Source organism: Marinobacter sp. ELB17, from assembly GCF_000169375.1.
GTDB lineage: Bacteria > Pseudomonadota > Gammaproteobacteria > Pseudomonadales > Oleiphilaceae > Marinobacter.
Window position 1 is genome coordinate 128,326 of record NZ_AAXY01000010.1, and the last position, 12,187, is coordinate 140,512.

The following is a 12,187-nucleotide window of genomic DNA, read 5'->3' on the forward strand; positions in this document are numbered from 1 at the left end:
GTTCGTGGGCGTCTAGCGACTGTCTAGATAGTGCATCCACAGCAGCCGCGCAGCGACGGCGCGCCAAGGCGACCAAGCGTTGGCAATGTCCACCTGTTGCTGGCGTGTTGCGGGTGCGTCCAGCTGTTTGATCTCCTGCATGGCCGCCGCCAGTGCCAAATCACCCAGCGGCCAAACATCCGGCCGGCGCAATGCCATCAGGTAGTATACGTCAACGCTCCATGGGCCTAGCCCGGGGATAGCCAAGAGCGCGTCGCGCCCTTCGGTGTCGCTCAGAGCGTCTAACTGCGCCAAATTGAGTTTTCCGGTATGAATGCGCTCTGCTAATCCAAAGCAGTAACGGGCTTTTTGACGAGTTAGCCCAAACGCTTTCAGTTCTTCCTCACCTGCTGAAACCATCCGCTGCGGCGACATTTCACCCAAGTGTGCACACAGCCGTTCGAACACGGTTTGCGCGGCCTTTATGGAAATTTGTTGCTCCAGAATAATGTGCACCAGGGAAGCAAAACCAGGTTCCCGCGCCCATAGCGGCGGCGCACCCAAGCGGGTATAAATACGGCCAAGATCCGCATCCACAGCGGCGAGTTGTTGTGCGCCGTAGTCAAGACTTTCGAGGGTGAGCGAGGTTCTTTTCATTAAAACAATCCAAGCTGGGGCCGTTGCGCGGCCAGATCCAAAGCGGCTACCTGTGGTAAGCGGTCTTGTAACAGCTTACTCCAAAGTTGCGCCAGAGCCAGTGCATCGCCGTTATCGGGCATATGCATGAACACATAGGGCTGTTGGCCCTGTTCAATCCACTGGCCGACACGTTCTACCCAAGGCGCCAGAAAAGGAGGGTTCTGTTCAAGCTCGGGATGGCCGATGTAGCGGATCATCGGTGGAGCGTCCACCGGCAGGAGATGAACCGGAACCCTCGGCTTTTTGCGCTGGGCATCGCGAATGATATCGGTGCTGGGTTCTGCCGAGAACAGCGCCCGACTGTCCAGACAGACACGGGCCTTGTTGCGCTCACGCAGCCCGCGGTTGAGTGCTTTTTCGGCCTCGCCCTTGCTGAAAAATGCGCTGTTACGAACTTCCACAGCGCAGGTAAGAGACTCTGGCAATTTATCCATAAACCGCCACAGCCGAGCCAGATGTTCTGGCTTAAAAGCCGCCGGCAGCTGAATGAACATTGGGCCGAGGACGTCATTCAACGGCGAAAGTATATCCAAAAAGGCGTTTGTGTCAGCCGTTATTCCCGACAGTAATTGATCATGAGTAATTCGACGGGGAAATTTGAACAGAAAGCGAAAATCGTCCGGCACCTGCGAGCGCCACTGACGGCACTGCTCCTGGCTGGGCGTGGCGTAAAACGTCGTGTTGCCTTCTACACAATTCAGCACCTGGCTGTAACGGGCGAGTGGTGCCTGGCCTGGTGGTAACAAGGTGTTCCAAGCCGGGTCTTGCCATTGGGGGCAGCCGAGGAAATAGGGGAGCGCCATTGATTGGTAATGTCCTGATGTCGATTGCTTATTTCATACGGATGGCGCTCGACGTGAATTCAATCAGGCGCCCATTCATTTGAGTGAACGGAAGTACCGGAGCATAGGTTGTGGAGTTATTGAAGCGTGATGGCGCCAGCTTTACAACCGTGCCCTACGTGCTGGCGGCCTCTTTCAAAAAAGATGCAGTGCCGTTGTAGAGAGAGAAAGTGCTGGCCAGTAAAGCAGCGCCGATGAGTGTAAAAAGATGTTTTGTGATGGCTAAAGTTTTCAATTTCTTATCCTTGATTGAGAATGCTGTTGCCTAATTTTACTGGCAAGATTTCGAGGGTATTAATTGCTGAACCAGTCTAATTGCAAACGTCCACCCTTGAAGCGAAACATTGACAAGCCGTACCTGAGATCTTGCCCGTCAGCGTCCTTTACAAACCCTGAATCTTTGCCAAAAGAGAACAGAAAGGCATCGAGCAGCATTATTGAGTTATCAAAAAACCACCATAGCCCCAAGCCTCCAAATGTCAGTGCTTTTGCGATGCCACTTTTCCATTTGCCAAGATAAAAGCGGTCCATGCCAAAGACACCCAAAAAGCAGCCCAGGGTCAGAGCAATGATGCGGTTTTTAGGTTTATGCGAAACTCTTATATCTTCCATTATTCTTCCTTGAATAATCGTGGTGAAATGGAGCAATTGAAATTGCTATAAGCCAAATTTTGGCAGGTAATAAATGATGGGTGTATCGACCAGAAGCTCTTTGGAAAGGGTTTCAGCTTTTTTCAGCATTTCCGGAGTGAGGTGCTCGCGATAAGCGTCTATGACTTTCATTGGTGCACTTTTACCGGTTTGCCGATGAACGGCCATTAATAACGCGGCTCCCTGCACTGGACGTGGCTTCTCAAAATGGTATGAAATCGACGGCAATAAAATCTCGCCGACATCAGGCCCCATCATAATCTGTGTGCCTGCCTCGACCACCGCGTCGTAGTAATCCGTATGGGCCATTTGCTCTACCCAGTAGCGCGCCTGCTCTAAATCATTTTGCTCCCGAAGCGTGATAGCCAGTTTGAGCATGGCTGGTGGATAGCCATTTTCTGCTGACGCGCGGAGCCATTTCAGGATGTCGTCTTGGCGGCTTTCTTTTGTCCAGTAAAAGCCCATCTGCTGAGCGTCAAGCATGCCCACTGCAAGCCAATACTGGGCAAAGCTGTGCTGGCTTTCAGCCGCTCGTTTCACCCATTCTAATTCCTCGCTTAGGCTACCACTAAGACCATATGCCAAAGACACGGCCATCATTGCTTGAGTGTTGCCTGCTCTAGCTTGAGGAAGTGCGATTTCTTTCGCTCGATCAAGCCATTTCTGGCGATCATAGTTACAGTTCTTGAGCGTTCCACACATTTTGCCCTTTTGGGCAAATCGAAGCATGGCATAGACATCTCCAGCATCAGCCGCTTGAAGGTAGAACGCCTCGACCTCGTCCGTAATGAAAGAATATCGCTTGCGTAAGATTTCGCCGACCCAATACGCAGCTTCTGCGTGTCCCAGTTTTGCGGCTTCTTCTAATGGGGTGATAGCTACAGCGCCGAAGCGTTGCTGATAAAGCGTATACCCTGCTTGGAACAAATCTTCTGCGTGCTCTTGCTGGGTTTGAGCTAACACAGATGAAGAGAAGGCGATCAATACAAGAAGCGCGTGAAGTTGAGTTAGAGAAAAGCTGTACATAATTTATGTTAACTCTACGAGATGTAAGCTGAGTTTTTGAGATAGTGATTGGTATTCTAGAAACCGAGTTACATCCTGACCGATCGTCACGTCTCTGCTCATAAACTCATCCAATCTAAGGATATTGTTTAGGGCCATGTGGTTGGGATTTTCGGACTGCCTGATTCCCTGTGCGTTCATTCGAGTAACAGATTCTTCAAATTGTCGCTGGATGCGATTGGGTTTGGCTTTTTTATAGGGTTCCGGACGGGCCCACTCCGACTCACTCATCCAGTTCAAGCATTGGAGGATGGAGATTTGCTGAAGCTTCAACATTTCCTCTGGAGACCTGCGTTCCCGTTCGTCTCCTCCTTCAAACGCAACCGGCTCAGACACCAAGTTATGCAGCATTGGCCCGATTGCTTCAGGCTGTAACCCTAAGAACCAAGATCTGTACGCCTGCAACGATACTCGCGGACGATCATCAGAAACCACTCGTGTACCTTCATCGATTTCGATAGCTTCCGTTATGCTCGTCGCTATAATCCCTGCGTTCTTACCGCTGTTAAAGTCACGATAAATTTCTTCAACAAAGTCATAAGTCTGCGCGGCCAGAAACGATATGTTCAGGGCCGAAGAAAGAAACAGATTAATCAGCATGCTCAGATATTTGAAGGCATCGTCGTCGATCCAATAGACGCGTCGGTAGCCATTGTCGTGAAGTTCCATTTGGAGCAGTTGTATCCACAGCGGGATGGCATCAAAGGCTATTTCGAACCCGATGGAATATCCGCCACCCAGGCCGGCAACCACTTGTTGCCTGGCGTAGAAAATCAGTCGCCCGTTTTTCAAACCGATGCCGATGTCTCCTTGTGCTCCTACGCCGCCAGAACCGATCAAATCGGCACTCATGGTGCCTAAGCTTATCCATTTGGGGACATTTTCGCCGATCAGCTTCCACTTTCTGGATTTGCGCAGATGGTCTGGTATGGCCCATTTCATGTCAGCGTGAGCCATCAGGCCGGTCTGGGCTCCGGCGAAGGTGTCGAACTCTGCCCCTGTGGCTTTGCGGTTTTTGTAATCTATGCCTGTAATCTGGATGCCGGCTTCTGGAGAGGCTTCTACGCCAATAGAACGGCTGAGCAGTATGCGAGCACCGACGTAGCCCCAACACTTTACATTCAGTTCGCAAGAGAAGTGCCCCAGTTCCAGCTGGCCGCCGCCGCTTTCTGTTACGTAGGAAATAGTCACTGGTTTTGCTTCTTCCGGCTTTGGAAACGTGAGCGAAATTAGATCCAGTTGGCCTTGGCGGTAAACCAGATCAGCGCCAATGCTGGCCTGGCTAAATGTATAGCCCGCTGTTGCCTGATTGCCGCTCACACCAAAGGATGGGGCGCTGTCTGGGCCGTCAATCCCTGTAAGAATATTGATTTTCAGCTTGTTTTCCAGAGTTTTCCCAAGCTCTCCGGGTATTCCGCTAATCACAAGACGGGTAAATTGCCCTGTGTAGCTGTCGTCAAAACTCAGCAGGTGGCGTTTCGCTTCCGCTTCAAACAGGAAACTTTGTAGCTGCGTACCCCAGTCCAGAAGCTCTTCCGCGCTTCTTTCGATCAATACGCCTTCGGTTTCGATGGCGTTGCAGAAGGTTTCTGGCCTGAACAGTCCGTTCTTATCAAACCACTGATTGTTCAGAGGGTACCTTTGGGCACCGCTGTCCAGCAGCAGTTTTTCCAACGCTTTGTCTTCGCCAGGTTTCTGTGCGGCTTTTATCGAGATGGCTATATCGTCAGCGGAATGAAGTTTCTCAGCTTCCCCTAAAAGCTTTCTACCGCCGTTCAGGTCGAGCAATGAAAAATGTTTAAGCGTAGACCCGCCGCAGGGCATGGAGAATTCGCGCAACGGAATACCTGGGCGAGCCAATGTTTTTTGTGGGGTAATCTGGTAATCGCTGGGTTCCCAAACAAACATTTTTGGCGGCAACAGGGCTTCGGCATTTTTTTGCGCGGTGTGGCGTAATGCTTGTTGTTTTGTCTGAAGGTCTTGAATGTCGGTCTGGTATTTCAAAAGAGCGGTTGCCGGGACAGGCCCATTACCGCCAAGGGCGCTGAACCAGGAGTGGCCCTCGTTTTTCATGTCTTCCGTAAGCGAGTCGATGCGCCAGTGCAATTTTTGAAAACTGGCTAACTGAACAATCCCGTCACTCGTGCTTTGCCGGCCGCTGGCCAGTGCGTATTCTGGTGTTGCGATGCCTATATTCGCCAGATCAAGAATGGCAAGGACGTATTCGCGCACCTTGTCTTGCAGCGAGTCCAGCTCGACAAGGTATTGCTCTACCTGTGTCATGTCGGGCTTATCTCTCGCCAACTCGTATTCCATTAATGTGCGATTGTTGCGGATCGTGTTTATGAAAATAGCCGTACGGGTTTCGTTGGCGAGCTCGTCGGTTTCAAATTGCCGCCTGGCTTGCTGATAGTCAGTCAGGCTTTTTTTGATGCCTTTTTGTTCCGGCGAAAACAGTTGGCCGTTAACGACTTCATAACCTGCCTTTTTGGCGGTTTCCAATCCTTGTTTACGCAGGGTTAAAAGGCGTTTCCGGCGTGCTTCTAACCTATCCAGCCGTTTATTCCGCGGCGTTATAAACGGTTTCTGATCACCGTACAGATCAAGCATCTGCGGAAGGTGTGGGCCATGTTTTCCTGAGATGTCAGGGCTCCATGTCACCATTTTTTTCAGGTGATCCCGCTTTACGCGTTCCAGCTCTTTGTCCAGGCGTTTTATTTCACGTTCATCCGCCAGGTTGTCGCGGATCAGTTGCTGCCATTCTTCTTGCTCTGCCGGGAATAGAAAGCTTTGAGCCCGGGCCGGTAAGAACAGATCTGTAAGCCCGGCCTTTTTCAGCTCTTCTAGCCTTTGCTCCAGCGTTTCCCGGGTGGTCGCCGTTTTGAGTCGGTCTGCACTCGTTTCAATTTTGTCCAAAACGCTTTGAGGAATCAGCCAAAAACTGCGATGCCCGGTCACGTAAATAATGGTGGCGTATTTAGAGTCTTTGCAGGGGTGTGCTTCCGAATGGGCCGATGTGGGATCGCATTCTGCCACCAGCGGTGGGGGCAACGCGCTTTCATCTGTTGAGTCTCTGGCGCTGTGATCATTCAGCATGCTTTACGTCCTTGTTCGCACTCTAATTGGTTCAGTATTTGAGCAGCTGTTTTCTTGCCACTCTGGGAAATCTCGCACCACTGTGGAGATTCTATTAAGGGGCGCTGAACTTTTAAGGCCATGCGCAACCAGCGCTCCTGATCGGCCAGGCTCGTCAATCCAGCTGAACTGGCAGCCTGGACTTCGTTCATAACAAAGGTTTCCGCGTCATCATCGGGAATATGCGCGCGGTAAGTGTGTGTTAGCGATTGCGCAAACTGGCGGCTGCGGGCCGTATCCATCTGAACTCGCTGCGCTGCTGAAATGGATAGTGATTTCTCTATCGTGGGCGTTGCGCTCCCCGCCTGGGCTTCCCACTGATACCAGTTTTGATATTGATACCAGCTCCACCGTTCTGCGGGGCCGGTCAGCCTTTGGCGCTGGGCAGGTTCCAAAACCTCCAGCAGAGGGCCTAGGGAACGGGGATCGTAAAAGCGGAATAGGGCGGGCTTATTGTCCAGTTGCACGGTGATCAGCGAGCACAGGTGCTCGGCCATCGTTACCAGGCTTATATCGCCTGAATGGATAAGCACACCCAGGTACTCGGTCTGGCAGCGTTCAATCAGCGCGTTTAGAAATTCACTGGAGCCTCTCAGTTCAACCAGAATGGGCCCGGCCATCCAATCACTGTTTAACTCGCTGCCAAAATAAAGAGAAACCCAGGGGATCTCTTTACGCTCGAAGTGACTGTACAGCCACCCTAGCAATACGCCTTCTTCCTGCTGGGCCAAGTCTAAAATGGCGAAATCGGCGTTTTGCGGTTTAGTTTTTTTCGCAGAGACACGCTCAATCATGGTCATGAATGGCACACTCCCCGCTTCCGTCCATTTCACAGGCAGGCACGAAAAAGTGTCCGGCTTTGGCCGCTCGGGTTTTAACTCCTCTATCCAGTGAAGAGAGATCAGATTTGATGACGGGCTCAGCCTTTTTATTCTGACGTTGATCAGCGTCAGCCAGCTGCACTGAGTCGTTATCTGGCTGCTCGTGCTCGTCAAGGCTTTGGGGCAATTCTGGTGACTGAGCGGCGGCTGCAGAACCACTCCCAGGCCCACCCCCCGAGTTAATTCGCACCAACGGCCCAGATACGGTTATGCCGCTGGGGTCGAGCTTGAGAAAACTACCGCCGGCTGACAGTGTGATTTCTGCCCCTGCCTCAATCACCACTTTCAGGCCGGCTTTGTGATGAATTTCGGTACCGGCTTCGACCAGTTGGGCTTTGCCGAAGTGGCTGTGGTGGCTGCCGCCTGTGGTGAGGCTGTAATCGCCACCGATGTGCTGGCGCTGTTCGCCGTTAATTGTGCTGTGCTCGTTGCCTTTGGTGTGGCTAAAGCGGTTTTGTCCAACGGTCAGATGGCTGTCATTTTTGATGACTTCGGTGCGATTGTTTTGAGTCAGCACATCCAGATCTTTTTGGGCGTGGATGTAGATGTGTTCTTTGTCCGCTTCGTCTTCAAAGCGCAATTCGTTGCTGCCTTCGCCCTTGTGGGTCTGGGTTTTCAGAGTGGTGCGTGTTTTGTGCTGGGGCAGGGCGTACGGCGGTGTGTTAGTGGCGTGGTAAGTGCGGCCGGTGATGATGGGTTGGTCCGGGTCGCCGTCCAGAAATGACACGATCACTTCGTGGCCCACTCTTGGCAACGCCATAAAGCCGTACTGACCGCCTGCCCAACCCTGGCTGACTCTCAACCAGGCACTGCTTTGTGCTCCGCTTGATTCAGAGCTCTCTGCCTGGCCCGTCCGCGGACGCTGATCCCAGGGGAAGCGCACTTGAACCCGGCCGTGTTGATCGCAGTGGATTTCCTCACCGTCAGGCCCGGTTACGATGGCGATTTGTGGGCCGTCCATCAGCGGCCGGTGAGTGCATCGCGGGCGCCAGTTGATGTGTGCGGGAACCGCGTTGAAGCGATTGTGGTAGGTGGTTGGTTTGGCGCCGGCTTCTTCTTGCAGTGCTTGCGGCTGGCTGCCGCTGTGAGCAACGCGGGTTATCAGCCAGTCCTGATTCAATCTTTCGTTGTTGTGACGGGTGAGCTGTACTTTGGCGCCGCAGGTAAAGTCAGCGCGGTTGCTTTCGCCGCTGGCGGTGCTGGCGTCATTCCTCAGCGCATCTAACTTAGCGTCGGTAAACCGTTTGCCGCTGGCATCGGCTTTAAAGCGCCCGGGATATTCGTAGTGTTGGTAGTCGTCGCGGTGCTGAAGGCTGCTGGCGGTGTGTTCTTGCAAGAGTGCATAAGCAGGATTGTGAAAGGTGTAGTCTTTCATGGCCACCGCTGCAACTCTTACCCGTTGCTCGTACCGCAGACGAAATACCGCGGGTTGCCGACTGCTGCCGCCGGCTTTAGCGTTGTATTCAACAGCTTCTAGCCTGGGTGCGTTGCGATGGTTGTCGGCTATTATCAGGGCGGGTTGTTCCTGGCCGTCGTCGCTGTCGTGCTGATACTGGTCGTGGTGATAACGCCCGTGGTGATAACAAAAGTGCCAGCCTTCTTCGGCGGCCAGCCGCTCAAGAAAAGCAAGATCGCTTTCCCGATGTTGCACGCAGTATTCCCGTTCAGGCGGCGTGTGTTGCAGGTCAAACACCGCATCGGCCATGCCTCGTTCGCGTATAAGCGTACTCAGGATGTTGTCGGTGCTTTGGCTTTGGAATATGCGGCTGTTGTGCATTAGCCCCAGGCGCCACAAGGGCGGCCGGATAACTACTTCGTAGTGAGTGCGGCGGTGTCCGCTGTCGCCGCGGACAAATTCGCTGACAACACCGGTAAAGCGGCGAAGCGCTGCGCCGTCCTGCCAGATGGTTAGCTCTAACCATTGCTCTAATATGTCAGCGGCCGCCAGCGTCGGCAGGTTGCTGGCCATTTTAAGACGGCCATGAACCAGCTCCGACAGGCCTTCGGTGAGTTCAAAGCCGATAACAGAGAAAACATTTTCGGGCAGTTCGCCAACACGGGCAGTGAACTGCAGTCCTTTTGCTTGGTGCATATCTTCAGTCCTTGAAAATATGTGAGTCTGTTGAAAATCCGAGTAGGACGGTAACAGCGCGGTTAAAATAAATCCAGGGACCAGCTCTCGGTTTTGAACACTCGCCTATAACTTCACGCACACAAACAGCGCGTTTCCAGAGGTTTGGTCCCAAGGGGTAATTTTGTCGTAATCGTGCTCGAAGATGTGAACATCGAAATACGGCACCAGAAGCTCTTTCAGTTGGTCACAACTCACCGCCACCATCGGGTGCTCGTCGTGCCACGTTTGTGTAATACCGACGGTGGTTTTGCAGATGCCCAGTTTGAGCGATTGCCGGCCGCCCGAGCCACTATAATGCCAGGCCGAGCTAAAGGTGAAGTGACTGCCTTCATGGTTCGCACTGTGGCTGACGCGCAAATTGTTGTCGATTTTGTGTTTGTCGACCGCGTTAAAGCAGAACACGCCACCTGACTTTAACGCCTGGTGCACGCGGGCGATGCATTTTTTTAACGCCTCAAGTTCGCCGCTGTAATGAATGGAATACAGAAAACAGGTGATCAGGTCCAGCTTCCCATTCACTTGAAAATCGCACATGTCGCCCAGTGAAAACGGTGCTTCCGGGCAGCGGATTTTTGCCACTTCCAGCATGGGCTGACTGATATCCAGCCCGCGGCTGTTGTAGCCGGTATCGATAAAGTAACGCACGTGGAGGCCGGTGCCGCAGGCCAGATCCAGATGGCTGGTGCCGCCATTACCGAACAACTGATGCAGGCGCTGTGCGCTGTGGCTCTGCGCCTGGTAGTCGATGTCGGTGCACAGCAAATCGTAATAGTCCGACAGGTCGGTGTAGAGAGCGTTGGAGGACATGGCAGCCTGAGTGTGTGAGCGGTAAATCGGGTGGGCGCGGCATCGTATCCCAAAGCGCTGTGTTTGCGAAGGGAATTAGCCAGGCGAAATACTAGCTTGCTTGAGTCACTTCCTGCCGAGGATTGCGGGGGTAGTAGCGTTCAGGTAGGCGTTCGATGTGGGGAAAGAAGCGAGTGTCTTTGTAAGGCATTTTCATAAAGCCGGATACGCCAAAGCCGGTGATCTCATCGACGGCGGCCAGAATTTCGTCCAGGTGCTGGCGGAATTCGTCCTCTTTGGCCGGGTCCAGCAGGCGGTACTGGCTGTGAATTTTCAGGTGCAGGGGCAGGGCCTCAAAGATGATCATGCCGGTGTGGTGGATGCTGTTCAAGGCTTCAAGCGCGGTGATAATGGTGGGCGGCAACACCAGAAACTCTTCTGGGTCTGGGCCGTCTTCAAAGTAGGAGTGCACTCGTGAACGGTCTTCTACCTCTGGCGCCGAACTGATCTGATAAGGCAAATGCATGGTTGGTGGCGTGACAAACGGCTGGTCGGCTTGATCGCGTTCAACGTGCAGTGTGTCGCGGGCGTTGAACAGGCAACTTTTAAAGATGCCCTGGCGGTAGATGGCCTGGGCCAGGTTGACCATGTTGTTGACGGCGGTGGTGAAGGCGCTTTTCAGTTGTGGATCGTGCAGGTGTAAGGACGTGTCGACATAAATACCGTTAGGCTCCCAACGCACCGCCAGGCCGCCTTCTACCGGGTAGCGGCCAAGGCGGCTGACCGCAGCCAGAAACGCTTTTTCGGTGTCGCCCATGCCCTGCATGAAGTTTTTGTAGTAACGGTCTAGCTGCACGTCGTTGACGTCGTCCAAGGTGTTTACCGTGCCTTCCTGGCGCAGGAAGGATTTGCGCGAGCTGTAAACTACCGTGTCGATTTCACGCCCGGGTTGGCGTATCCACACCGGCACCAGTGGAACGGGCGCAGGTTCGGGCAGATCAATCATCACCGTGCGCGCCATTCTGGGCATTTCCCGAATGTAGTAGTCACCGGCTTGTTGGCGCTGCTGGGGATCGGGGCTGAGCATGCCGTCCAGCATGCGGGCGAATTCCATGGGCAGCCCCAACGAGTCGGCGGGTATTGCCTGATGGCCAAAGCGGCAGGACTGGCCGGAGGCCAGGGCGTAAAGAGTGGCTGCGGCGCCTTGCTCGTCAAAGCGTGGCGATGAAAGCCCGCCGTAAAGTTGTTCTTCGCCAATAAAGTACACATCGCCTAACCGTGCGTTGGTTTGTTGCAGGTTGTCTGACATCAGCTCCATCACGCTGTTGTTAAGGAACTGGTGACTGGCATCCAGCTGGGCGAACACCGACGAGCCCCAGTCGATCAGGGCGGTGTTTTCGTGCCTGGCGTCGAAGACCAGATTCGAGGGTTTGATGTCACCGTGCACAATGGGCCGTTTGCCATCGGCGGATTCCCGGCGCAGATTGCGCAGAATGTCTGCCAGCTGGCCGGCAATGCGGATGATCAGCCGCGGCTTCAGGCGCCCTTCGCGCAGCGATACCACTTCCAGGTTCAGCCCTGGCGCCCTTTCCATCACCAGGATGGGCTGGCTGCGCGCCCGCTGGAAAGAAATCAGGCGCGGCACCCGCGGGTGCTCTACCTGTTCCAGAATATAGGCTTCGTCTTCCAGCCGGTCGTGCAGGTGGCGCGGCAGATTGATGCGGATAAATTTGAACACGTGTTCCAGATCGCTGGCGCCTTCCAGCGTTAGCCTGCCTGAAAACACAAAGCCGTAAGCGCCTTTGCCGATCATCTCGATGTCGCGATAGCCCAGCCCTCGCAGTTGGGCGGTACAGAGCGCAACCCAGTTTTTTAGTTTGCGCGCGTCGTCGTGACTGAGCAGGTAAATGGACTGCTCTTCGGGTATGTAGAACTGTTGAATCTGCGAGGGCGTTGCCGGCTGCCCCCGCATTTTTTTCTGCCGGGCCATCGGGCTTAGCCCAAGTGCAAAAGCA

9 protein-coding genes are annotated in these 12,187 nt (G+C 53.6%); all 9 read right to left on the reverse strand.

Annotation, left to right across the window (positions count from 1 at the left end):
- Positions 1–12: 12 nt before the first annotated feature.
- The 9 genes from MELB17_RS13430 to MELB17_RS13470 all read right to left on the reverse strand — a co-directional run bounded on the left by MELB17_RS13430 (position 13) and on the right by MELB17_RS13470 (position 12,162).
- On the reverse strand, positions 13–636 hold the full coding sequence (locus MELB17_RS13430; protein WP_007350811.1) for a DNA-3-methyladenine glycosylase family protein: 624 nt from the start codon (positions 634–636) through the stop codon (positions 13–15).
- On the reverse strand, positions 636–1,481 hold the full coding sequence (locus tag MELB17_RS13435; protein WP_007350812.1) for a DUF72 domain-containing protein: 846 nt from the start codon (positions 1,479–1,481) through the stop codon (positions 636–638). Before MELB17_RS13435 ends, MELB17_RS13430 begins: the two co-directional genes overlap by 1 nt.
- Positions 1,482–1,814: 333 nt before the next feature.
- Positions 1,815–2,132 (reverse strand): TM2 domain-containing protein, encoded by a 318-nt coding sequence (locus MELB17_RS13440; protein ID WP_007350814.1) that lies wholly within the window; start codon positions 2,130–2,132, stop codon positions 1,815–1,817.
- A 45-nt stretch (positions 2,133–2,177) separates the two neighbouring features.
- Positions 2,178–3,197 carry a tetratricopeptide repeat protein gene (locus tag MELB17_RS13445; RefSeq protein ID WP_007350815.1) on the reverse strand — a complete coding sequence of 340 codons (1,020 nt, stop codon included), beginning with the start codon at positions 3,195–3,197 and terminating at the stop codon, positions 2,178–2,180.
- 3 nt (positions 3,198–3,200) lie between these two features.
- Entirely contained in the window at positions 3,201–6,332 is a 3,132-nt protein-coding gene (locus tag MELB17_RS13450) for a hypothetical protein (RefSeq protein WP_007350816.1), read from the reverse strand.
- Positions 6,326–7,171, reverse strand: a complete 846-nt coding sequence (locus MELB17_RS13455) for a DUF4123 domain-containing protein (RefSeq protein WP_007350817.1) — start codon at positions 7,169–7,171, stop codon at positions 6,326–6,328. The genes MELB17_RS13450 and MELB17_RS13455 overlap by 7 nt, the downstream gene beginning before the upstream one ends.
- Positions 7,158–9,344 (reverse strand): type VI secretion system Vgr family protein, encoded by a 2,187-nt coding sequence (locus tag MELB17_RS13460; protein ID WP_007350818.1) that lies wholly within the window; start codon positions 9,342–9,344, stop codon positions 7,158–7,160. Before MELB17_RS13460 ends, MELB17_RS13455 begins: the two co-directional genes overlap by 14 nt.
- Before the next feature lie 105 nt (positions 9,345–9,449).
- The gene (locus MELB17_RS13465; RefSeq protein ID WP_007350819.1) at positions 9,450–10,193 is read right to left on the reverse strand and encodes a class I SAM-dependent DNA methyltransferase; all 744 of its coding nucleotides are present in this window, start codon (positions 10,191–10,193) and stop codon (positions 9,450–9,452) included.
- Between the two features lie 91 nt (positions 10,194–10,284).
- A complete protein-coding gene (locus MELB17_RS13470; RefSeq protein WP_050774932.1) occupies positions 10,285–12,162 on the reverse strand; it encodes a protein kinase domain-containing protein in 1,878 nt (625 codons plus the stop codon).
- Positions 12,163–12,187: the final 25 nt, after the last annotated feature.

Bases quoted from the DNA above. Each gene is read 5' to 3' on its own strand.
- MELB17_RS13450 (WP_007350816.1), bottom strand. From the start codon at position 6,332: ATGCTGAATGATCACAGCGCCAGAGACTCAACAGATGAAAGCGCGTTG.
- MELB17_RS13435 (WP_007350812.1), bottom strand. From the start codon at position 1,481: ATGGCGCTCCCCTATTTCCTCGGCTGCCCCCAATGGCAAGACCCGGCT.
- MELB17_RS13465 (WP_007350819.1), bottom strand. From the start codon at position 10,193: ATGTCCTCCAACGCTCTCTACACCGACCTGTCGGACTATTACGATTTG.
- MELB17_RS13440 (WP_007350814.1), bottom strand. From the start codon at position 2,132: ATGGAAGATATAAGAGTTTCGCATAAACCTAAAAACCGCATCATTGCT.
- MELB17_RS13455 (WP_007350817.1), bottom strand. From the start codon at position 7,171: ATGACCATGATTGAGCGTGTCTCTGCGAAAAAAACTAAACCGCAAAAC.
- MELB17_RS13470 (WP_050774932.1), bottom strand. From the start codon at position 12,162: ATGGCCCGGCAGAAAAAAATGCGGGGGCAGCCGGCAACGCCCTCGCAG.
- MELB17_RS13445 (WP_007350815.1), bottom strand. From the start codon at position 3,197: ATGTACAGCTTTTCTCTAACTCAACTTCACGCGCTTCTTGTATTGATC.
- MELB17_RS13430 (WP_007350811.1), bottom strand. From the start codon at position 636: ATGAAAAGAACCTCGCTCACCCTCGAAAGTCTTGACTACGGCGCACAA.
- MELB17_RS13460 (WP_007350818.1), bottom strand. From the start codon at position 9,344: ATGCACCAAGCAAAAGGACTGCAGTTCACTGCCCGTGTTGGCGAACTG.